The 23,092-nt window shown below is 51.1% G+C and carries 21 protein-coding genes; 4 read left to right on the forward strand and 17 right to left on the reverse strand.

The window, feature by feature from the left end; translation table 11 throughout:
- Positions 1-161 precede the first annotated feature (161 nt).
- The 6 genes from mnhG to OIN60_RS10600 are packed head-to-tail and all read right to left on the reverse strand — an operon-like array spanning position 162 to position 5,985.
- Complete coding sequence (gene mnhG / locus OIN60_RS10575; RefSeq protein ID WP_305755522.1) at positions 162-527, reverse strand: monovalent cation/H(+) antiporter subunit G; 366 nt, start codon at positions 525-527, stop codon at positions 162-164.
- Positions 511-804 carry a Na(+)/H(+) antiporter subunit F1 gene (locus OIN60_RS10580; protein WP_305754833.1) on the reverse strand — a complete coding sequence of 98 codons (294 nt, stop codon included), beginning with the start codon at positions 802-804 and terminating at the stop codon, positions 511-513. The genes mnhG and OIN60_RS10580 overlap by 17 nt, the downstream gene beginning before the upstream one ends.
- Complete coding sequence (locus OIN60_RS10585) at positions 801-1,280, reverse strand: Na+/H+ antiporter subunit E (RefSeq protein ID WP_305754834.1); 480 nt, start codon at positions 1,278-1,280, stop codon at positions 801-803. The genes OIN60_RS10580 and OIN60_RS10585 overlap by 4 nt, the downstream gene beginning before the upstream one ends.
- A 5-nt stretch (positions 1,281-1,285) precedes the next feature.
- Positions 1,286-2,782, reverse strand: coding sequence for a Na+/H+ antiporter subunit D (locus OIN60_RS10590; RefSeq protein WP_305754835.1), 1,497 nt, complete (start codon positions 2,780-2,782; stop codon positions 1,286-1,288).
- The gene (locus tag OIN60_RS10595; RefSeq protein WP_305754836.1) at positions 2,775-3,113 is read right to left on the reverse strand and encodes a Na(+)/H(+) antiporter subunit C; all 339 of its coding nucleotides are present in this window, start codon (positions 3,111-3,113) and stop codon (positions 2,775-2,777) included. The genes OIN60_RS10590 and OIN60_RS10595 overlap by 8 nt, the downstream gene beginning before the upstream one ends.
- Before the next feature lies 1 nt (position 3,114).
- Positions 3,115-5,985: a Na+/H+ antiporter subunit A gene (locus OIN60_RS10600; RefSeq protein WP_305754837.1), complete on the reverse strand. Its 2,871-nt coding sequence runs from the start codon at positions 5,983-5,985 to the stop codon at positions 3,115-3,117.
- A 257-nt stretch (positions 5,986-6,242) separates the two neighbouring features.
- On the opposite strand from OIN60_RS10600, the gene OIN60_RS10605 reads away from it, so the two are divergent.
- Positions 6,243-6,488 (forward strand): hypothetical protein, encoded by a 246-nt coding sequence (locus OIN60_RS10605; protein WP_305754838.1) that lies wholly within the window; start codon positions 6,243-6,245, stop codon positions 6,486-6,488.
- A 9-nt stretch (positions 6,489-6,497) separates the two neighbouring features.
- Here OIN60_RS10605 and OIN60_RS10610 read toward each other — a convergent pair whose 3' ends face one another.
- From OIN60_RS10610 to nirB (OIN60_RS10630), 5 genes are all read right to left on the reverse strand, one after another.
- Positions 6,498-7,571, reverse strand: a complete 1,074-nt coding sequence (locus OIN60_RS10610) for a M42 family metallopeptidase (protein WP_305754839.1) — start codon at positions 7,569-7,571, stop codon at positions 6,498-6,500.
- 66 nt (positions 7,572-7,637) lie between these two features.
- Positions 7,638-7,919, reverse strand: coding sequence for an HPr family phosphocarrier protein (locus OIN60_RS10615; RefSeq protein ID WP_305754840.1), 282 nt, complete (start codon positions 7,917-7,919; stop codon positions 7,638-7,640).
- A gap of 301 nt (positions 7,920-8,220) precedes the next feature.
- The gene (locus OIN60_RS10620; protein ID WP_305754841.1) at positions 8,221-8,670 is read right to left on the reverse strand and encodes a GNAT family N-acetyltransferase; all 450 of its coding nucleotides are present in this window, start codon (positions 8,668-8,670) and stop codon (positions 8,221-8,223) included.
- Positions 8,671-8,905: 235 nt separating this feature from the next.
- Complete coding sequence (nasC, locus tag OIN60_RS10625; RefSeq protein WP_305754842.1) at positions 8,906-11,038, reverse strand: assimilatory nitrate reductase catalytic subunit NasC; 2,133 nt, start codon at positions 11,036-11,038, stop codon at positions 8,906-8,908.
- Between the two features lie 30 nt (positions 11,039-11,068).
- The gene (gene nirB, locus OIN60_RS10630; RefSeq protein ID WP_305754843.1) at positions 11,069-13,201 is read right to left on the reverse strand and encodes a nitrite reductase large subunit NirB; all 2,133 of its coding nucleotides are present in this window, start codon (positions 13,199-13,201) and stop codon (positions 11,069-11,071) included.
- Positions 13,202-13,666: 465 nt separating this feature from the next.
- Between nirB (OIN60_RS10630) and OIN60_RS10635 the strand changes: the two genes are divergently transcribed.
- A complete protein-coding gene (locus OIN60_RS10635) occupies positions 13,667-14,887 on the forward strand; it encodes an MFS transporter (protein WP_305754844.1) in 1,221 nt (406 codons plus the stop codon).
- Between the two features lie 84 nt (positions 14,888-14,971).
- Here OIN60_RS10635 and OIN60_RS10640 read toward each other — a convergent pair whose 3' ends face one another.
- The 5 genes from OIN60_RS10640 to nirB (OIN60_RS10660) all read right to left on the reverse strand — a co-directional run bounded on the left by OIN60_RS10640 (position 14,972) and on the right by nirB (OIN60_RS10660) (position 19,822).
- The gene (locus OIN60_RS10640; protein WP_305754845.1) at positions 14,972-15,355 is read right to left on the reverse strand and encodes a VOC family protein; all 384 of its coding nucleotides are present in this window, start codon (positions 15,353-15,355) and stop codon (positions 14,972-14,974) included.
- Between the two features lie 157 nt (positions 15,356-15,512).
- Positions 15,513-15,902 carry a MerR family transcriptional regulator gene (locus tag OIN60_RS10645; RefSeq protein WP_305754846.1) on the reverse strand — a complete coding sequence of 130 codons (390 nt, stop codon included), beginning with the start codon at positions 15,900-15,902 and terminating at the stop codon, positions 15,513-15,515.
- A gap of 34 nt (positions 15,903-15,936) precedes the next feature.
- Positions 15,937-16,785: an SDR family NAD(P)-dependent oxidoreductase gene (locus OIN60_RS10650; protein ID WP_305754847.1), complete on the reverse strand. Its 849-nt coding sequence runs from the start codon at positions 16,783-16,785 to the stop codon at positions 15,937-15,939.
- A 185-nt stretch (positions 16,786-16,970) separates the two neighbouring features.
- Positions 16,971-17,315 (reverse strand): nitrite reductase small subunit NirD, encoded by a 345-nt coding sequence (gene nirD / locus OIN60_RS10655; RefSeq protein WP_305754848.1) that lies wholly within the window; start codon positions 17,313-17,315, stop codon positions 16,971-16,973.
- A gap of 89 nt (positions 17,316-17,404) precedes the next feature.
- Positions 17,405-19,822, reverse strand: coding sequence for a nitrite reductase large subunit NirB (gene nirB, locus OIN60_RS10660; RefSeq protein ID WP_305754849.1), 2,418 nt, complete (start codon positions 19,820-19,822; stop codon positions 17,405-17,407).
- A 414-nt stretch (positions 19,823-20,236) separates the two neighbouring features.
- Here nirB (OIN60_RS10660) and OIN60_RS10665 point away from each other — a divergent pair, with 414 nt between their 5' ends.
- Together OIN60_RS10665 and OIN60_RS10670 are read left to right on the forward strand one after the other, a co-directional pair.
- Entirely contained in the window at positions 20,237-20,815 is a 579-nt protein-coding gene (locus tag OIN60_RS10665; RefSeq protein ID WP_305754850.1) for an ANTAR domain-containing response regulator, read from the forward strand.
- A gap of 21 nt (positions 20,816-20,836) precedes the next feature.
- Complete coding sequence (locus OIN60_RS10670) at positions 20,837-21,907, forward strand: anthranilate phosphoribosyltransferase (RefSeq protein ID WP_305754851.1); 1,071 nt, start codon at positions 20,837-20,839, stop codon at positions 21,905-21,907.
- 87 nt (positions 21,908-21,994) lie between these two features.
- On the opposite strand, the gene OIN60_RS10675 is transcribed toward OIN60_RS10670, so the two are convergent.
- The gene (locus tag OIN60_RS10675) at positions 21,995-23,017 is read right to left on the reverse strand and encodes an acyltransferase family protein (RefSeq protein WP_305754852.1); all 1,023 of its coding nucleotides are present in this window, start codon (positions 23,015-23,017) and stop codon (positions 21,995-21,997) included.
- Between the last annotated feature and the right edge of the window lie 75 nt (positions 23,018-23,092).

The following is a 23,092-nucleotide window of genomic DNA, read 5'->3' on the forward strand; positions in this document are numbered from 1 at the left end:
TGCACATATAATACGTCATAAATAATGATTATGCAACATACTTTAGTATATATAACATCATAAATATTTCTTATAGGTCCATTAATACCATAAATGACTTATGGAAAAGGGGATGTCCCAGATCAACGGATCTGTAGGACATCCCCTTTGCGATTTGCAGCTCACATGTTGGTTTTGGCTCTCTCTTTCGCATGAGCCTTCTTAAGATCGTCCTGCACGCTTTGTTCCCAGAGCGCTACGCCGGAACGATAGGCAGCCCTGCCATTCAAATGACCGGCCACCGGACCAGTTATAAACACAAACAGGATGCCAAGCAGCAGCTTGATGCTTACATGATCCAGATACAGCCAAAAGTAGAGGAATGCTCCGGTCAATACAAGCAGTACGCCAAGCGTGGCGCTCTTCGTGGCGGCATGGGAGCGTAAATACACGTCGGGCAGCCGGATCAATCCGAAAGCGCTAAGCGCTGTGAACAATGAGCCGGCCAGCACAATGATTCCGCAAATCCATTCACCGATGATGATCATCGCCTCCATGTTCAATCACGACGCCCCTTTCTATATATCTGGCAAAAGCAGTCGTTCCGATAAACGTCAAAATGCCCAGCAGAAGAATAATATCCATGAAGGCCTTGGTCTCCAGCAGCATGCTCAGAACGGCGATCATGGAAAGGATAATAATGCCGATCGTGTCCAGCGCGGTAATCCGGTCCGCCATGGAAGGACCCAGCAGAAGCCGCACCAGACAGCCTAACACCGCAAGCGACATCGTGACCAGCGAAGCAATGAGCAATCCGTCCATCATGCCCGTGTCACCTCCATAATCGCCCGTTCAAAGCTGCTTTTGATCTGGCGTGATAATTCATCCGCATCCTCTATATCCATGGCATGAATATAAAGTGTCTGCCCGTCATGGCCAACCTCCAGCGTCAACGTACCGGGAGTCAGACAGATCAGGCAGGCAAGCAGTGTGATCTCAAAATCCGTCTCCAGCTCGGTGGTCATGGCAAAAATACCGGGACGAATGCTCAGCTTAGGACGGAGAATTTGCCTCACAACCACCAGGCTGGACACCCACAGCTCCTTCAGAAACAGCAGCAGCAGATAAACAACCGCCATCGCCTTTTTCATATAAAATCTGCCGGGCCGCACGCGGTAAATCGCCCATATGAGCACTATGCCGATCAGATAGCCCACGATAAATCGTGCAACCAACCATTCATCGTGGAGAAAGGTCCACACAAGCGCAATCGTAATATTCAACCCAATTTGATAGGCCATCTCAACTACTCCTTTAATACGGCTTCAATATAAAGCGCCGGCTGCACCAGCACCTCCCCTGCCTGGGAAACGTATGCATAGACCCCTTCCGAGGCGAAGCCCAGCATAAAGACCAGCAGCAGCAGGAAAGCCGACGGAATGAAAGCTAATTTCCATGACATTTTCGGATGAGAGACATTACCACTATTAGGAGCAGGAGGCTTCTCCTCCCCCCAGAACGCCTTCATGAACACACGAATCAGGGAATAAAGCACGATGAAGCTGGAAGCAACACCTATCGCTGTCAACCAGTACTCGCCTTCTGCCAGACCACCGCGCACCATCAGCAACTTGCCGGGAAATCCGCTGAGCGGCGGTATGCCAACAAGCGCAAACGCCAGAATCAGAAACATCCAGCCAGTTAGGGGATGACGCTTGATCAAGCCGCCCATTTCGCTCAATTTATCCGTGCCCGCAGCCGTTATAATCATGCCACCCAGGAAAAACATCAGCGCTTTGGCTAGCATATCATGGACCAGGTAGTACACGGCCCCATCCATCGCATCTCCGTTTCCGACCGCCACACCGAAGGCAATAAAGCCAACGCTAATAATTACGTTATAGTTCAGGATGCGCCGGATATCCTGATAAGCGACAGCTCCAATCGCCCCCAGGATCATGGTGCCAGCCGCCAGCCACCCGATCCAGCTTTGGATTTCAAAGGGCTGCTGCGGAAAAATAAGCGTAAATGTCCGGATGATAGCGTACAAGCCCACCTTGGTCAGGAGCGCACCGAACAGAGCTGCGACCGCCGGCGGAGGAGCGCCATAGGAGCCCGGCAGCCAGAAAAAGAGAAACAGGCCGGCCTTCAAAGCGAACACGATCAGAAACAGAATCGCTATGACGGACAGGATTCCTCCCTGCCCCGTTTCTATAATGCGCAGGCTCAAATCAGCCATGTTCAGCGTACCCACCACGCCGTACAAATAAGCTACCGAAGCCACAAACAAGGTAGAGGACACAATATTGACAAGTATATATTTTAGCGTTTCCCGGATTTGCCGCTTCGTTCCTCCGAGAACCAGCAGCGCATAAGAAGCGATCAGCATCACCTCAAAGCAGACAAACAGGTTGAAGATGTCCCCAGTGAGAAAAGAACCGCTCACCCCAGCGAGCAGAAATTGAAAAAACGGATAGAAATAATGCCGCTCACGCTGCTCTCCAATCGTACCGAAGGCATAAAACAGACAGGCTGCACTGACAACCGCCGTCGTCAGGACGAGCAGAGCCGCGAACATATCCGCCACAAACACAATACCGTATGGCGGCACCCATCCCCCCATATGCAGCGTCTGGATTCCCTGTTCATGAACCTGCTGAACGATAACAGCCCCGACAATGATATTAATGAAGACACTAACGGCACTGATCACACGCTGAACCAGGACATTGTTTTTAAAAAATACAAGTACAACCGCCGTACACAAAGGAATCAACAGCGGTAAAACAATCAGGTTATTCATGATCTTCCTCCCCAAGCTGATCCATGCTGTCTGTCCCCAGCTTCTGATATCCTTTATAGGCCAGCACGAAGAAAAAGGACGTGACACCAAAGCTGATAACAATGGAGGTGAGAATAAGCGCCTGCGGCAGCGGGTCTACATAGGAGCTCGCCTCTTCCCCAAGCAGCGGAGCCGCTCCTGTCTTCAGCCGCGACATCGTGAGCAACAGCAGATGCACGCCATGTGTCAGCAGGGACGTCCCCAGAATAACCCGCAGCAGGCTTCTAGACAGAATCATGTATACCCCTACGGAAAATAACACCCCGATCGCCAAAGCCATATACAGTTCCATGCTACTCATCCCTCACAATCGTTAACAAAATATTCATCGTGACACCGATCACAGCTAGATAGACCCCAAGATCAAACAGCACGGCCGTAGCCAGCTCTGTTTTGCCCAACAGCGGAAGCTGAAAATATCCAAAGGCATGCGTCAGAAACGGAACCTGGAACACGAAAGAGCCGATGCCGGTCAGCAGGGCGACCGAAAGCCCAATGGCGATTAGCTTTTTATAATCCACCGGAACGAGCTTGTTAACGATCTTCATTCCGAAGGCCATCAGCATCAGCACCAGTCCGCCAGAGGTCATTAGGGCCCCAATAAAGCCGCCTCCAGGCTCATGATGTCCCGCAAAAAACAGATATAACGCAAAGGTCATAACAATGTACACAACGCCTGTTCTCGCTGCCGTTCTAAGAATGACATCGTTGCTCTTCGCAAGAAACATACCCGCTCCCGGGCGTTTGTTTTTAGGCGGCAATCCATTAACGTCTTTATCCAGACTCAGTCTGACCAACGAATAAATCGCCAGGGAGGCAATACCAAGCACCATGATTTCCAGCAGTGTATCAAATCCCCTGAAATCAACGAGGATGACATTGACTACATTGCGTCCCCCGGCCAGATGATAGCTTTCCGCCAGGAAAAAATCCGAAATGGAATCGAAAGCCCGGCTACCGCTTGCTGCGAGAGCGATCAGGGTCATGACCAGTCCGACTCCGACAGAGATGACCAGATTGGGCAGTCTGAACTTCAGAGACGAGCGGTCTTTGCGCAGCTTCGGCAGATGATAGAAGCAAAGCAGAAACAGGGTGACCGATACGGTCTCGACAATAATCTGGGTCAACGCCAGGTCGGGAGCCCGAAACACGACAAAGAACAGAGATACAGCATAGCCAACCGCGCCGGTCAAAATAATGGATGTGACACGGGAATGGGCAAATGGAACTGCCAGTGTTGCCAGTACAAGAACCAGCAGCACAACACCTTCGTAAAACGACATTGGGGCGAAGCCCGCCATATTCAGGCGTATCCCATCCGCCGCATAAAATGCGACCAGCAGGGAGACGATCATAAACGAAAAAATATAAAGCAGATAATGGCGGACAGATCCGGTCATATAAGTGCCTGTGATCTTAAGCGCACCCTTATCCAGCAGCTCCAGCCCCGAGTCATACACTTGGTTAATGCTGATCCGCCCTGTAAGCGGACGGTGCAGAACCGGCACACGTCCATGCAGGAGGTACAGCACGATGCCAAGAGCAACAACCCCAATGGTCATGAAGATCTCTGCCGTCCAGCCATGCCAGAAGGAAATATGCACATCAAACGTTTCACCGGCGGCAAGCACAGCCGGGTGAACTGCTGATAATGCCGGCTCAATTAGTGTCTGTGACAGTACATTTGGGAACAGGCCGAACACAACGGCGAGCGAGCCCAGCACTACAGGGGGGATCAGCATGCCAAGCGGCGCCTCATGCGGTTTCCGATCCAGCTCGTCAGGCTTCAGCTTGCCTGTAAATGTCTTGAATACAAGCAGCATGCTGTACACGAAGGTACAGATGCTTGCGATCCAGGCGACTGCCGGTACAAGCGCACCCCAGGTCTGCAGATTCCAGAGCTCCAATTCCATGACACTCAGCACGCCGGTAAAAAACATCTCCTTACTGAGAAAACCGTTAAACGGAGGTAGACCTGCCATGGAAAATGTGCCGATCAAAGCAACGGTAAAGGTAACAGGCATAAACGCCATCAGCCCGCCGAGCTTGCGGATATCCCTCGTGCCCGCTTCATGGTCCACATTGCCCACCACCATGAACAATGCCCCTTTAAATATCGCATGGTTGATCAGGTGAAATATGGCGGCAGTTGTAGCCTTCGTATAAAAGAGGGCTTCCTCTCCCGTATAGAACGCGGCGGCAGAGCCAATACCCAGCAAGCTCATGATCAATCCGAGCTGACTGATGGTTGAAAATGCCAGCAGCGCTTTCAGATCTGTCTGCTTCATCGCCCGGTAAGAGGCATAAATAAGGGTCACAAGCCCAAACCCGGTTACGAGCCAAAACCAACCCGTCAGACCGGCAAACAACGGACTTAACCGGGCGACCAGATAAATTCCCGCCTTCACCATCGTGGCGGAATGCAGGTAAGCACTGACCGGGGTTGGCGCTTCCATCGCATCCGGCAACCAGATATGGAACGGAAATTGGGCAGATTTGGTGAATGCTCCGACCAGAATCAGCAGCATGGCAGGCACCAGCAGCGCCTGATCAGCCAGCAGTCCCGCTTGACTCATGATCCCACTGACACTAAATGTTCCGGTCATCACATAGAGAAGTATAAAGCCGCTGAACAGAGCCAGACCGCCAAACACCGTGATCAGCATGGACTTCAAGGCACCGTATAAGGATCTTTCCCTGCGATGCCAGAAGGCAATCAGGAGAAATGACGACACGCTCGTCAGCTCCCAGAAGCCGTACAGGACCATCATGTTGTCGGACAATACAACTCCCAGCATGGCGCCCATGAACATAAGCAGATACACATAAAAGCGATGAACCGCCTCTTTGTTCTTATCCAGATAAAATAGGGAATACAGGACGACCAGCGAGCCGATTCCGCTGATCAGCAGGGCGAACAGCAGGCTTAGTCCATCCAGCCTGACGGCAAAATCAACACCTAGCGAAGGCATCCACGGCAGGACCGAAATCCCCTGTTGCCCATGTTGAACATCAGGCAGACGGCCCAAAAAGTATACAAACAGCAGGAGCGGAACCGGAAGGACGAACCAGCCGGCATGCACACGGCGAGCCAGGCGCTTCGTAAGCGGCATGGCTGCGGCAAGAATGAATGGTAGTACGATGGCTGCATGCAGCAAAGACAAGTTTCTCTCCCCCTCATACGATTCATTTACGATAAAAACAGCTTTTCCATAAATACCATAATTCTGACCCAGATTACCAAAAAAACACAAAAAGAGCCCGCTGTTGGCAGGCTCCTCCGGGTTAATGCATATGCTATTTTCTGTTCGCAATTAGATATAAGTATACATGATTTTGTATTTTGTGTCAAAATTGCTGCGCTTCGAGTGCTAATAATAGGCTGATGAAGTATAAAAATTCATAAGAGCAGGGAAATCTGATGATAAAAGGAGTGATTCCCCTGCTGAAACGCAGCTATCTCATTTGTACCGCTCTATTTATCTTGCTGATTCTGGCTGGAGCCTGGCTGAACCTACGGATACATACCGGATTGACCAAAGGCAGCACAAGTTTAACCGATCCATACCAAGTCCAAATCCAATCCACCGGTGAGATTGAATCAACTCCAGTCACTGACTTCCGGCCGCGTGAATATATTAAAATCCGTCGTATGCAAGAGGATTAATATTCAATCTCAGCTAAACCATTCATTTACCTTATCTCGGTCCAGCTTCTTGACGACCGCCGTCAGCAACGTTGCAGCCTGATCAAAATCCTGTTTGGACATCACTCCGTTATGGGAGTGAATGTATCGTACCGGGAATCCGAGGGACAAGGTTGGACAACCAATACCGCTGATATGAAACCTCCCTCCATCCGTACCCCCACCCGGCATAACGTCAACCTGAATTGGAATAGCGAGCTCTTCCGCCGTATCCATTACCAGATCACGTAGCCCCACATGAGGAATCATGGTGGCGTCAAACAGCAGGACGAGCGGACCTTCACCTACATTGGACACCGTATGCTGGGATTCATTTCCCGGTGTATCGTAAGCTACGCCCACGTCCAAGGCAAATGCAACATCGGGCTGAACCGCATTGGCAACCGTTACAGCACCACGCAGCCCTACTTCTTCCTGCACCGTAGCCCCAGCATAGATGATGTTGGGATGCTGGTCATTTTGCAGCCTTTTCAACACTTCCACAGCGAGCGCACAGCCTGCCCGATTATCGAGCGCTTTACCGACCCACAGCTCATCATTCCGCATAGTAGTAAATTCAGATACAGGCACAACCCAGTCTCCTGGGCGCACCCCCATCGCCTTGGCATCCTCTGCGTCCTTCGCCCCGATATCGATATACATGTTCTTCAGCGGAACGACCTTCTCCCGCTCGGTCTTCTCCAGAATATGCGGCGGTTTGGAGCCGACAATGCCTATATAATCTCCCTTGCGTGTCTTCACCTTAACCCGCTGCGAGAGCACAGAATGCGGCCACCAGCCTCCGAGCTGCTGGAACCGCAAAAACCCCTTCGACGTAATGGCAGTCACCAGAAATCCAATTTCGTCCAGATGCCCTGCCAGAAGAATTTTAGGTCCGTCAGCAGCCCCCGTTTTCCTCCCCAGCACACTTCCAAGCCGATCCTTGACTATTTCATCTGTCAACGGCTGCAGATACTCCAGCATTTTATCTTTGACATTGCCCTCAAAGCCTGAGACTCCATCCGTTTCAGTTAGCTCCTTCATCATCTTTGTCATTTCATCCATCGTCTTACCTCCTGTATGTATTAGGGCAGGCCCTGGATCGGTCGGATGGACCCGTGATTTGTCCTGTCAATCGGTTGTCAAATATTGTCCGCTGCCTTCAAGCATCGGAACAAGGTACTCTAGCGCCTCCAGATCGTCTTCACCGGCTGCCGTCAACCTGATGCTCGACCCGGGAGCGACAATCATGAGCATCATACCGAGCAGGCTTTTCACATCAATTCGATGTTCGGCATCCCCGATATTGAAGGTTATCGTAATATTCGAGGAAAAACGAGAGGCTTCCGACGAAATATGAACGAGCTGATCACGACTCAACTGTTGTTTAATGGAAAATTCATGTACTCTCATCGTGGGTAATCTCCTTCAATTTGCAGTTCTGTACTACTACAATATCGACAAAAAGGAGCCCTGCCTAAACCTGCGATGTGTCCAAACGTTCCCTTCTATCGAATTGCTCTAAGCTACTATATTCAACTCTAGTAAAAAAAGATTGGATTAACGCATCCCACATTTCGCCGCTAATCCTGTAACGGGAGCAATCCTGCTCTGTAGAGATAAGTCCATAGCCAACTGCTTGGTTATGTATTCCAAATAATTATAACATTGGATGGTTGTCAACAGAATACGGGAATTGGAATTTTTTCGAACATTACATATCCTTGCCATTCAGAGCTTTGATCATAGGATAGTGAGGGATTCCCACTTCCATAAACAAGTCCCCTTCGGTCATATAACCAAGCTTTTCGTAAAAAGGTACGGCTGTCAGGCGACCATGCAGCATGATTTTCGAAAAACCTTGCTCCAAGGCCATCTGTTCAGCAAAAACGACCATTTTCCTGCCGATAGCTTGTCCCTGCACGGCGCTATCTACGGCCACCTGCTTCATCTGGAGCCGGCTGTCGTCCAATCTTTTCAGCAGAAGCACACCCACCGTACGCCCGTGCGCTACTGCGCGAATATGGTAATCCTCCACCTCTTGGTCGGTAGGATCATCATGGATGCTGAGCCCAAGCGGTCTTCTCAGCACACGATCCCTTAATTCCAGCCCTTGCGCATACGCGGACGAGCCCCATTCCATACATTCTACAATTACATTCATCCCCGGTCCCTCCTGCCAATTCGTGTATAACACAGCGTCAACAAAATCACACAATAACCTATTATATTAGACTTTCCGCCCGAAAGGTCAAGCGAATCCGACGTTGGTTTTCGGCGCTTGGCCTCGGTTTGGCGATTCTTCATGTTGTTTAAAAGTAGGTGCATGTACGAAGCAGCGGAGAGAATATGAAAAATCCCGCCACAGGTCAACGGGATTCTTAAGGCATTGGATTATTTTAATACACCCGCTTGATCCGTACCGCAGCCACCTTAAAGCCCGGCATCTTGCAAAATGGATCGAGTGCCGGACTCGTCGCAAGATTTACATTTTGCACACCGCCCCAATGCATCGGTACAAAAATGGTATCCTTGCGGATATGACCAGAAATACGGCTGCGAACAGAGAAGCTGCCCCGTTCCGATTCAATCTCTACCCACTGGCCCTCTTCGATCCGGTAGCGGCGCGCCGTGTCCGGGTGAATTTCCACAAAATTAGCTTCCGACCTTGCAGCCAACGTGGGGCTCCGTCTGGTCTGGACTCCCGTCAAATAATGGGCCAGCACCCTGCCGTTCGTCAGTATAAGCGGATACTCCTCGCTAACCGCTTCCTTGGCAACAGAATTTTGCAACGATGTAAATTGCGCTTTCCCGTCAGGATGAGCAAATGCCTCGGAAAACATAAACGGCGTGCCGGGATGGTCCGTTGACGGACACGGCCAGTATATGCCTTCCTCTCTGCGCAGCCTTTCATAGGTAATCCCGTAATAATCCGCTGCCCCGCCTTTACTCGCCACTCTCAATTCTTCGAATATTTCTTCAGAAGACGTATAAGAAAATAGCTTGCCCTTTCCAAGCCGCTCCGCGATATCACACAGGATATGCCAATCATGATGCACCTCTCCCGGTGCGGGTAAAGCCGCTTCCCTCAGCAGCACTCTTCCTTCCAAATTAGTAAGCGTGCCAGTGTTCTCCAGATAGGACGAAACCGGGAGCACAATGTCCGCCATCCGTGCGGTTTCGGAGAGCAGCATATCCGCCACCACCAGAAAATCCAGCTTTTCCAGCCCATCCTTGACTAAATTCACATTCGGATTGGAAACGACCGGATTGGAACCCATCAGAAAAAGGGTCTTGATCTGCCCCTGGTGCATAAGCTCCATCATTTCATAAGCGGAAACTCCCTTACCTGGAATATCCTCAGGAGCAACTCCCCACACCGAAGCGACATAGGCGCGATCCGCCTCATTTTCAATAGATCTGTAGCCTGGCAGTTGGTCCGCTTTCTGCCCGTGCTCTCTGCCACCCTGACCGTTGCCCTGACCGGTGACCGCTCCGTAACCACAGCCTTCCCGGCCGATTTTGCCACTCGCCAGCACAAGATTCAGGAAGGCTCTGACAGCCAGATGCCCATCCGTCTGCTGTTCCACTCCCCTTGCCGTGAAAACAATACCGGTCTCGGCCAGTCCGTAGGCTGATGCCGCCCTACGGATTTGTTCCTCATCGATCCCGCACACCCGCGCGGCCTCCGCCGGATCGACATCCTTCATGCGGGCGTACAACTCCTCATAACCGCCGGTCCGCTCGTGGATAAATTGCTTATCGATCCAGCCTTCATCCAGCATGATCTTCAGCATGGCATCCGCCAGCAGGATATCCGTGCCCGGTCTAATTTGTAAATGCAGATCGGCCATTTTGGCCGTTGCCGTAGCACGCGGATCGATGACAATAATGAACGCCCCGTTTTCTTTTGCTTCATTAAAATAAGGCATCAAGGTCGGCTGGCATTCCGCAATATTGGTGCCTGCCAATATGATGCAGCGAGCCAGTGGAATGTCGGCCAGCCTGCAGGTCAGTCCGCGGTCGATGCCAAAGGTCCTGCTGCCTGCGGATGCAGCCGCCGACATGCAGAAGCGGCCGTTGTAGTCGATGTACCTCGTGCCGACGCCAATACGCGCAAATTTACCGAGCAAATACGCCGTTTCGTTTGTCAGCGATCCGCCGCCATACACACCAATGGAGTCAGGACCGTGCGCGGTCATCGCTGCGGCAAAACGTTCCGCAATCGTATGCAGCGCCTCATCCCACGTTGCAGGCACCAGCCTGCCTTCTTTTCTCATAAGCGGCTGTTGCAGCCGTTCACTATGCAGCGCATGCTGGTGGGCATTTAATCCCTTTACGCACAATCTGCCGCTGGAGGCCGCATTCGGCAGCCCTTCTACGGTATAGGTGACCGCTCCCGAAGGAGTGGTTTGCATATGGATTTGCGCCTTGCACTGTACACTGCAGAATGGACACTGCGTGTGAAGCACCTTATTCCCTGTGCCATCCGACTCCTCAACAACAGCCGCACCTGTCAGCCCATTTTTCATTTCGTTTCCCCTCCTGCTCCATCCTTTTCTCTATCTGGTCGCCTCAATAGGCTGCGGACGATTGAGCAAACCTTCCAGCAGCTCTTCTTGATTAACAGGGTCATAGAGAGTCTCTCTGACCGAAAGTAAGCCGATCCGCTCAAGCCATTTCCACAGCGGTTCACCATACCACGCTTCCTTCCGGTACATCTGCAGGCATGCAGACGCCAAATCGGCGGCCTGATCCGCTGTCTCACTCAATCCGATTAGTTGAGCTTCGCGTACCGGGCGTCCGCTCGTGCCGCCTGCATACACCTCCCATCCAGCCGGGCAGGACACCAACCCAATATCGCGGATTAATGCCGCAACGGGAGAACCCGTTCCTTCGGCTACGGCGGCTGTAATCCGGCGGGGCAGGCTAATCCCGTTCCATCTGAGCCTCAGCTCCGCCGCCAACGCTGAACCCTCTTCGGCAAAGCCGCTCCCCATCGATTCATCCTGAACAATAAGCATCCCTGAAGCTGTTCCGTATCCCAAGATAGTTGACGGATAAGGCTTCCGCAGTCCTTCATGACTCATCTTCAAATCCAAATAATAATGTACAGCCGGTCTGCATACCTCACAGCCTTCTTGCTGACTCGAGCCTAAACGGGCATATATTTCTCCAGGGCTCGAAGCAGAGATCCGGCTCACAGCTTGCTTGAGCTCTTCATGATCCAGCGCCGTACAATCACATACCGACACCTTTTCAGCCGCCACGGGCTCCACCGTTGCCCCGCCCGCAGCCTTCCCGGATGCCGCCAGCTTGACCAAAGCTTGAACCATAGGCCTGCAGCCGCCGCAAGATGTGGAAGCCTTGGTGTGCTTCCTTACTTCCTCTTCCGTCTTAAGACCGTCCTTGGTAACGGCCTGCAGGATGGTTAGCTTTGTCACCGCATTACAGGCGCATACCGTATCCATATCCGCCATGGCCGCCGCCGAGGCTTCTGCCGGATTCACGCCGGTTTCAGGCGCTGCAAGCTTCGCCACTTCTTCACCAAGCTGGACCGCTTTAAGTAAAGCCGGGGCTTCGGAAATATCGCCGTACAGAACTGCCCCCACAGTTTTGCCATTAACCATCGTCACTTTTTTGTAGGTTTCACGGATACCATCGTACTGCTGGAGCGCCGTAATGATGCCGCGGCCCCCAATATCTCCAGCGGAAAACACGTCGATACCCGATACTTTTAATTGTGAATAAGGTATAGATCCGGTATAGGGCCCCGTCTGTTTGCCGCATAACGAACGCGCCAGCACCCTTGCCTGCTCGTACAGCGGGGCTACCAGCCCGTAGGCGATGCCACGGTGCTCGGCACATTCCCCAACCGCATAAACCCCCGAAATGCTGGTGGCAAGGTAATCGTCGACGAGGATGGCCCTGTTTGTGTGCAGACCGCTGTCTCTGGCCAGATCAATGTTAGGCTGTATGCCGACCGCCATAATGACCAAATCGGCCTCTAAGGTGCCTCCATCCGCAAAGCGCAATCCATTTGCTCGTTTCCGACCCGTAATTTTGACCGTGTTTTTGCTAAGATGGAACACCATGCCTTGTCTCTCAAGCTCGGCTTGAAGCAGCCCTGCCGCCATCGGGTCCAACTGCCGGTTCATTAGGAAGGGAGCGTTGTGGACGACCTGAGCTTCCATACCGAGATGGAGCAGGCCCCTCGCCGCCTCCAAACCGAGCAGCCCACCGCCGATCACCGCCGCCTGACGGCAGTTGCCGGTGCTTCTAATTAACGCCTCGCAGTCCTCCATGGTACGAAACGCCATGACACCTTCTTTATCCGCACCCGGTATGGGGGGGATGAAGGCTGAAGAGCCTGTTGCAAGCACCAGGATGTCAAAAGGCGTTTTAGCACCGGAAGCGGTCACGACGTAACGGCCAGCCGTGTCGATCCGGGCGACCCGCACTCCCGCGTGCAGCTTAATTCCGTGTTCCTGATACCAGGACCAGTCATTTAATACGATGTCATCAAATGCGACATCTCCCCGCAGCATTTTAGATAGCATAATCCGATTATAGTTCGGATGGGGCTCCGCTCCGTAAATGGTAATATCAAACCTCTCGGGGTCATGCTGCAGAATTTCCTCCACACATTTTATACCTGCCATCCCGTTGCCGATGACAACCAGCCGTTCTCTCATCCTACCCTCTCCTTTCCAGGGACCAAGACCTGCTCTCTTTATATAGAAGTCTTCTGTTCGGATCAGAAGACAGAAAAAGCCCTTTTCCTAATAATTATAGAAAAGGGCTCCATTGCCGTGTTTACCGTCACCACATTGTGACAGCTCATAGAAACAGCGTATTCGAAGAATGATTATATGTCAATAAAAATGACACATTTAAATGAAATAAGCTTTTTTTAAAACAATTAGAATTTTTGTGTTATCTATATTGACATTTGCTTTGCCGCTTTTTATAATTTGAATCAAATTCACAATGTTGTGAGCAACAGCATAGGGGCGGGGGAACACAATGACGTGCTCCCTGCTACGGCAAAGAGGCCGCAAATCGTTCTGTAAAGGACGGATTGCGGCTTTTTTTGGGATTCACTGGGATTCATCTAGAGAAAAGAAGACAAGAAAAAACAAAAGGGAGAGAGATGAAGGATGGAGAAGAAAGGATTTTTGCAATCCGGGCATAAGCCCACCCTGTTTGGAGCATTCCTCTATTTTGACATCAGCTTTATGATCTGGGGCATGATCGGCCCGCTGGCCGTTGTCATCGCGGCGGACATTCCCATGGATCCCGTGCAGAAGGCTCAACTGGTAGCCCTTCCCGTGCTTGGCGGTTCAATCCTCAGATTGCTGTTCGGCTTTCTGTCCGACTACATTGGACCGAAGCTGACGGGACAGATTGGCATGATTGTGACGCTAGTTCCGCTGCTGCTGGGCTGGCTGTGGGTCGATTCCTTGGATCAGTTGTACGTTGTAGCGCTTCTGCTCGGCGTGGCGGGAGCATCCTTTGCAGCCGCACTGCCGCTTGCCGGTCAGTGGTACCCGAAAGAGCATCAGGGTCTGGCCATGGGCATTGCCGGAGCCGGCAATAGCGGCACCGTCCTGGCCACCCTGTTCGCCAATCGTCTGGCACAGCATTTTGGCAGCTGGGAAATCGTATTCGGACTCGCAATCATTCCCATTGCTATCGTATTTGTCGTATTTTCTCTGTTTGCCCGCAACAGCCCGAACCGTCCTGAACCTAAAAAGCTGTCTGCGTACGCAAGTATTCTCAGCCAGAAGGACGCCTGGGTATTCTGCGGATTATATTGTGTAACCTTCGGTGGTTTTGTGGGTCTCGCCAATTATCTGACGATCTTTTTTAACAGCCAGTATGGACTTGCCGCCGTGCAAGCAGCCGATATCACAACGATCTGCGTAATTGCAGGCAGCTTCTTCAGGCCTGTTGGAGGATTTTTGTCCGATAAAATCGGCGGAGCCCGCATGCTGACCTTCCTCTACGCAGGAGCGGGAATTATGCTGGCCTGTGTGGCCCTGCTGCCGCCACTGCCGGTCGTGATCGTGCTCCTGTTCGCAGGTATGATGTGCCTTGGTGCGGGCAATGGCGCGGTATTCCAGCTCGTGCCTCAGCGCTTCGGCAATGAAATCGGCCTGATGACCGGTATTGTCGGCGCCGCTGGCGGAGTTGGCGGTTATGCCCTGCCGCTCATCCTCGGCAATCTGTATAAAACGACCGGCTCTTATGCCCCCGGTTTTATTACCGTAAGCCTGATCGTAGCAGCAGCGCTCACCCTGATCATCGTGATGCATATGAAATGGAAAAACACCTGGCTGAACGTCTCCACTGCCCGTACAGGCAAGGCGGTTTCCTGAGACAGCATCGAGAGTTTTACGTTGACTTTATTCGATTCCCAAAGGCAAGGAAACCTGATTTTGCAGGTTTCCTTGCCTTTTTCTTTAACCTACTTTTATCCCAAATGCTAACCATCTGCCATCTATATCCTCAACTACAAACTCTCTATTATTGTAATCGGTGTTCCCCAATGAACGAACTATTTTCACATTTGAGTTGATGAATTCCTTTTGAAGCTCTTCTTGATCTTTCGTAATAAAGTAAGCATCGTACCCGTATCCATATAACTCTCTATTGGGAATTACCCGCTGCTTGTTCGCTTGAGTTAAGATAATTTCCGTTGTGTCACGATACAAACAAATATGGGGTTCAACCGCATTCATGTACTGGACAACCCTGAAACCCATCTTTTGTTCATAAAAAGCTGCCGTTTTAGGCATATCTGGTGTTGGAAACACACAATGTGATTCTAATAATAATTTATTCATTCTGTATTCTCCTCTTTAAAAGCTATACAATTAAGGTTTTGTGATGTGCCAGTGTATCGCGATGGGGTTGCTGCAACTGGTCGCTTTGCGCTTTTCAGGCCAGACAGCGGGGTTGTTTTTCCGTTACCTGCGAACCCCTTTCCATGCGGTCAAGAGCCTATGCTTCATCACCGCTTTTATCCCGCAGCAAGGATTGGTTATGAACCACCTTATGGTCGATAAATTTCAAAATGCGTTCCAAATCGGCTATCTGATCGGTGATTTTCTTCCGGTATTCTTGAAGCTTGGCATTCAATTCCGGAACGGATTTAATCGCTTCCCTAAAGGGAAAAGTAAGATATACCTTCATCTCCTCCAAAGACATATTCGTTTGCTTCAGACACTGGATCAATTCCATCCTCTCTATATCCTTCGAATAATACACCCGATGGCCGTTTGGTTTCCTGGATGGAGGAGAGATCAGTCCAATTTTTTCATAATGTCGAATGGCATCCTCCGTTAATCCGGTTTGTTGGGCGGCCTGCTTGATCGAGAGTCCTTGGTCCACGTTATATCACCAGCCTTAACGGTTAAATTAGCACTCATTGCATATTTGCACATGCAAATTCCTGCTTATAGATTCTGTCTACTTTATCCAGAACGTTCGCGCTCTGGTCATTGAACTTGAAGGGCGTCGCTTTGCCTTTATTAAGAAAAATGCCCGTAGCGCCTTTATGATGACCCAATGCAGCGTCATATAAACGGGCCGCTCCTACACTCGGATGGGAGAAGAACAGGTTGACAATCGGAATCATGAAGCCAGGCATCCCTACACCCTTGGACATCTTGGTCTTGCTAGGGCCGGGGCAAACGCTACGAATCCGGATTCCTTCCGTCAATTGTGCAGGAGCGATTTGCTGGGTCCATAGTGAAAGGGCCAATTTGGTGGCGGCGTACGGACCCAGAAGTTTTTTGAATCCGACAGGCTTGTCTAATGTATTGTAATCGAACTGTTTGACCATCAGCAAGGCGTTGGATGAGGTGTTGACAACGGTTTTCAGTTCTCCCTTTAACAAAAGCTCTCTGAGCTCCATGAAAATAATGTAGGGTACCACTGTATTGACCTCAAAGTGCGTTTCGCGCCCTTGTATCGAGTACTGGAATTCTCCGAACGACACGCCGGCATTATTGAAAAGCAGGTCAATATGGTCCTCGCTCTTCTTAATCTGCTCCAAGGCTCTCCTGAGACTTGAAAAATCAGCTAGATCCCCTTTATAAATTCTTAATTGATTCGACTTTTGAGCCGTTTGAATCACTTCATCAGCCGGAAAATTGGAACGGTTCAGTGCGATGACCTGCCAGCCTTCGGACAACATTTTCTTGGCCAGCTCGAATCCTACGCCAGAATTGGAACCCGTTATAAGAGCAACTTTATTATGATGATGTTTCATTATCTAATCTCTCCTGTCTGTCAGTTTGACTGAACACCTTCATGCTACAACCTGGTGTTTACACCAAGTCAAGCGATAAAAAAATGCGAAAAAGATCCAACCGCGACAATGATCTGTCGTTATTGGACCTAAGCCGTTCCTGCAGAATATCCCCTCATCACTTCTTCAAGCTGATCAGCCTCTTATCAACTCCCCGAAGCAGGCTGCAGCATTTCCTTCTCCAATATCACATATACGCTGCCGCTGTCGTCCGTTTCGGTCTGGAAGGTGGTTACGCAGCCGTCATCCGGAGCTTGGACAAGCCCGTTTGCCAGATCGATTTTCCAGTCATGCAGGGGACAGTGCACCTTCGTACCGCATACCATGCCCTCCGACAGCTTTCCGCCTTTATGCGGACAACGGTTTTCCAATGCTTTAATGCTCCCGTCATCCAATCGAAATACGGCAATTTCTATTTCTCCCAGCCGGAATGTTCTCGCACCCCTGAGGTCGATTTCCTCTACGCTCGCTACCCGTATTTTCTGCTCCATGAATGCTTCCCCCTTAAAGTTTTGTGAGCGTTACTGCTTTGATATCTCTTCGTACAAAACTACTTCGAAAGCATATGCTCATGTACCATTCAAAGGCTGCTCAGCGGCTCGAAGTTTTTGCGCAATTCAGGGTTCTCGATAATTTCTTTCCACGGATCGCTCGTATAACTAAGCGTCTCCTCAATTCTTGCGACCAGCGCTTTCCGTTCTTCTTCGTCCGCCAGCGCCACCTTGATCGATTCGAGCCCTACTCTCTCCACCCAATGCGCCGTACGCTCATTCCAGCTTGCCTGCTCGCGGTAGTACTGCAGGTAGGCTGACGTCCACTCAATCACTTCTTCTTCCGTTTTCACGGTACAAAGAAGCTCGGCCGCTCTCACTTTAATGCCTCCATTGCCGCCGACATAGAGCTCCCAGCCTCCGTCGATGGCCACAACGCCCAAGTCCTTGATCGTAGCTTCGGCACAATTTCGCGGACAGCCGGACACGGCAAGCTTAACCTTCGCAGGCGCATTAAGGCGTTCAAATGCCTGCTCCAGCTTGACGCCCATTCCCATCGCATCCTGTGTCCCGAAGCGGCAGAAGGTGTCGCCGACGCAGGTTTTTACAGTACGCAGCGTCTTGCCGTAAGCGTGCCCAGACGGCATATCGAGCTCTTCCCAGATGCCGGGCAGATCCTCTTTTTTCACGCCAAGCAAATCCAGCCGCTGTCCGCCCGTAAATTTGACCAGTGGCACATTGTATTTCTCTGCCACAGCAGCAATTTTCTTCAGCTCTCCAGGGGAGGTCACACCGCCGTAGATACGCGGCACCACAGAATACGTACCGTCCTTCTGAATATTAGCGTGATAGCGTTCGTTGGTCACGCGGGACTCTTTTTCATCCTTATACGTTCCAGGAGAAATCATGCCCAAATAATAGTTCAAGGCAGGACGACACTTCGAGCAGCCTCCTGGCTCATCCCAGCCGAGCACATTCATGACCTCTTTCACACTGCTGAGGCCCATTTCTTTAATACCGCTAACAATTTCGTCACGGGACAGCTTCGTGCAGGAGCAAATACCTTCTTTTACACCTTCACCCGCCTCATCACCCGCATACAACTGCAGCAGGCCTTCCACGAGCGGCTTGCAGCCGCCGCAGGACGCAGAGGCTTTCGTGCAGGCCTTAATCTCTCCAACCGTCCGGCAGCCGTTAGCTACCGCTTCGCCGATCATCTGTTTGGAGACCCCGTTGCAGCCGCAGATAATTTCGTCATCCGGCATTTGCTCGAATCGGGCCATCCCGGAAGCCTCTGCTTTACCGGCCGGGAAGCCGAGCAGCAGCTCTTTCTCCCTGCCTGCCACGGATTCACCGGATTTAATCAGTGAAAATAAACTGGCTCCATCGGTTGTATCCCCGAACAGAACGGCTCCAACCAATATGTCATCCTTGAGCACGATTTTTTTATATACCTCGTCAATTTCATCCTGGTAACGCAAAGCCCGCAGCCCCGGTGCATCCTCATACAGCCCCGCTGAAAACACATCCACACCGGACACCTTCAGCTTAGCGGAAGTGACCGAGCCTTCATATCCGGGAGTTTCGATTCCCGCAAGCCGCTTGGCAAGCACAGTGCCTTGCTCATACAGCGGCGCCACCAGTCCGTAACTAATCCCCCGATGCTCCACACATTCTCCGACAGCGTAGACGTCGGGCACGGTCGTTTCCATAAAATCGTTCACGAGGATCCCCCGTCCGGTCCCTATACCAGCCGCCTTCGCCAGCTTGATCTCGGGTTGTATCCCGACCGCCATGACCACCAAATCTGCCTGTTCGGTGCTCCCATCCCTGAATACAAGGCGCTCCACACGTCTGTGCCCTTCGATCGAGGCCGTTTGGCATTCCAATCTGAAGGTCATGCCCTGGCGTTCAAGCTCGCGCTGCAGCATCAGGGAAGCCGCGGGATCAAGCTGGCGGTTCATCAGATATCTGCTGTTGTGAATAACCGTAACTTCCATGCCGAGATTCAGCAGCCCCCTGGCCGCTTCCAATCCCAGCAGCCCGCCGCCGATAACAGCCGCCTTGCGGTAGCTTCCCGCCGCTTCCATCATCGTGTGACAGTCCTTGATATCACGGAAGCCAATCACACCTTCCTTATCGGCACCCGGCAAAGGCAGCATAAATGCTTTGGAACCCATGGCCAGCAGCAAAACATCATAGTCCGCTTCCCGTCCGGAGGCGGATATCACTTTCTTTTGTTTAACATGGATATCAGTTACCGGATCTCCAGCATACAAACAGATGCCATGCTCCTCATACCAGCTCCAATCATTGATAACGATATCCTCCAGACCGGTACCGCCCGCAAGTACGGAAGAGAGCATAATACGGTTATAGTTAGGATAAGGCTCCGCTCCGAAAATCGTAATATCATAAAGCCCCGGCGCCACCTTCAGCACATGCTCGATGGTTCTGACCCCTGCCATTCCGTTGCCGATCATAACGAGTTTCTTCTTATTTTCCATGACGCTTCTCCCCTCCATCAATCACACCTCAACATTCTTCTGAAGCTCTTCTGAAAAATCAAAAAGCCCACTTCTCCCCGCAAAAATAATTCACAGGTGAAGATGGGCTTCATTGCCGCTTGTTATGGATACGCCATTGTATCCGATACATTCATTTTTAAATTATTGGTTCAAATATATACTCTGACACTCTTCATGTCAATATTATTGACGTAAAAAACAGCTAGAATTTATATTTTATGATAAACCCAGAATTTCCGAGGTATCATATGTCACATTTCAAAAAAGATGATTGCTTTTTCATCAAAAAGACAGCAAAATAAGCAAAAGGATATGTCAGATTTGCTATCTTTATTCATTTCTTGCTTATGGAAAGTGTGGATCTAAGTCATTTACAGGAGGGGGAACCTCTTCATGCGTTCATTTTTGGTTATTGATGTTCAGAAAAGAGCTCATCCGAACAACGCGGGTCCGGAAGCTGTCCTGGAAGCTCACGGTTACCAGGTATTCCTGGCCCGGGATAAAGCCTCGGCCGATCAGAAGCTTCTGGACGTCGATGCCGCTATTCTGCATCTGCCTGTCGCGTCGATCCAGATGTGGGGTGTGGAGTTGACGGAGAAAAAGGAATTGCCGCTTTTTTGGTGGTGCAGCACGGACGCGGCACTTTCCTCAACGGAGGATTGCGAGGTTGATGTATCCATTGACGGAATCCTTACACCAGGTATGGAGGAGCATGAACTGAACTGGGCGCTTCATTTCGGCGCTAAACGTTTTTTCGAACGCAAGCAGTGGAAAAGTGAGCGCGACCAGTTAAAAGCCCGGCTGGAGGAACGGAAATGGATTGATATGGCCAAGGGTATTCTGGGCGAGGTTAACGGCATTCCAGAAGCTGAAGCCTACGAGCTGCTGCGCAAAAAGGCCATGAACGAGCGGAAAAGAATCGTGGACGTTGCCGTTTCCATCGTCAAGGCTCATCAAATGTTGAAGGCATAGCTCATAAGGGGGAGATTGGATATGAATATGATTCAATTGTTGAAGGAAGTCGGGCGTGGCAAACGCGGAGCGCGAGACCTGACCTATGAGGAAGCCGCCGCTGCTGCCAGGCTCATTCTTACACAAACGGCGTCTCCAGCGCAAATTGGCGCCTTTCTTACCGCCGAGCGGATCAAGATCGAAAGCGTGGACGAGCTCGAAGCATTCGTGGACGTATGCCGCAGCTATGCCAACCGTTCGGCTGACCGAGAAGGCATCGATTTCGCAGGCCCTTATGACGGGCGGACTTCGACCTTTATGGCCACCTTTGTATCCGCCTTTATCGTCGCTTCTTGCGGACTGCCTGTTACACTTCATGGCACCGAGCCACTCCCGCCAAAGAGAGGGATTACCATTCCGATGCTGCTCAGGGCGATGGGTATTGACAGCTCGCGTGTACCACGCCGGCAAGCCGCTGCTGCGGCAGCGCACACAGGGGTTCTGTTCGTCTCTGCCGAGCAGGAATGTTCGCCTCTGGGAAAACTGCGCCCACTTCGCGAAGAACTGGGACTGCGGACCGTGCTGAATACAGCAGAGAAATTGATTGATTACAGTTGCTCTCCCTATCTTGCTTTCGGAGTATTCCATAACACCGTCTTCGAAAGAACCGCCAAGCTGCTCGTTAAACTCGGCTATCGTAAAGCCATTATTGTGCAGGGATGCGAAGGCTCGGAGGATCTGTTCATCGAGCGGCCTACCCGCACCTATGTGGTGGAGAATGGAGAAGCGCGGCTGGAGCTGATCGATCCGGAAATGTTCGGTCTGGAATGCATCGTGCCCGAGCTGTCCTGGACGCCGGCCCTCCAGATCGAGGTGACGGAGCAGGTGCTGAACGGCGGAGGTCATATGGCGTTTACGAATCAGGCTCTGTTGAACAGTGCGGTGCGCCTTTATATCGGTGAGCGTGTTCAATCGATTGAGGAAGGAATATACACGTGCAAATCCGCACTTGAAAGCGGAGCTGCCCTGGACAGCTATCAACGCTGGAGAACGGCCATGCAGGACGGCCAAATGGCTGCCACTCCCTCCGCCGCAACGCGGCTGCTCAGCTAAGCAAACCGTCATAGAACATACAGAGGGGAGCCCCAGAGGTCCATTGACCGGGTGCCCCCCTCTGTATGTTCTGAGGCTCCAATAACCTCATCTGCTAATGGTCCGGCTCTGGTTACTTAACGGCTTTTTAAACCACCTGTCCAGCTTCGGCTCCACCATCCATTTAAACAAACCGCGGATACCCCCACCTGACAGGAGCAGAGTCAGCAATACACCTGCAACCGGTAGAAGCAGCTGCAGCGCCGGATAGCGGAACCATGCGTAAAAACCACTTGCCTTCGCCAAATACTTGATGATAAAACCATGCAGCATGTATACATACAATGTATTTCTGCCTCCGGCCGTGACGAGAGAAATCCTTCTTTCCGGTACAAGCGCAAGCACAGCGCCGCCAAGCAAAATTGCCCCTGCATACACAGCTGCGCGGTACAGTCCTGCAGTCCATTCAGGATGCCCCATGGCTTCGTATGGAACACTCCCGAACAACCATCTCTCCTCAAAAACGTTTCCGTACAAAACCATGACCGCAGCAGCAGCCATCATGATGATAACCGCTATACCTCGCATAACCGGAGTTTGAAGACGAGAAATACGCTCTCTATCCAGATAATAGCCTGCCAGAAAAAACGGAAAGAAGACCAGGGTACGTGAAATGCTTGCATAATATTGGGCATCATTCGCGTAACCGGCCAGGATGGCAACTATAATAGATAATGGAAGCGCATAGCGGATTTTCACCGCATAAGGCAATGCAACCTTCCACAAAATCATACTGAACAAAAACCACATCAGCCAGTAGGGCGTAAAATAGGAAAACCTCAGCACCTGTTCGCCAAGCACGTAATAATCAAACAAGGAATACAGCGTTTCGAAAATAAAATAAGGAATAACCAGCTTGCTGATCACCTTGTTCGTATATTCGCCGCTGCTTAGATTTTTGCTGAAATACCCGGATACCAACACAAACAGCGGGATATGAAAAGCGTAAATAAACAAATATAAAGGCCGCAAAAAAGGCTCTCCGCTAAGCGGTTCAATCAGATGCCCAGTGACGACGAGTGCAATCAGCACAAACTTCACATTATCGAAATAACCATCTCTTGCTATCATACTGCTCACTCCTTCATTGCTGACTTATTACCCTGTTTGCCTGGAATGAACGCTCTGATCCGAAAAAAAGGATAC

The sequence above is a fragment of the Paenibacillus zeirhizosphaerae genome, assembly GCF_030705605.1.
Taxonomy (GTDB): domain Bacteria; phylum Bacillota; class Bacilli; order Paenibacillales; family Paenibacillaceae; genus Paenibacillus; species Paenibacillus zeirhizosphaerae.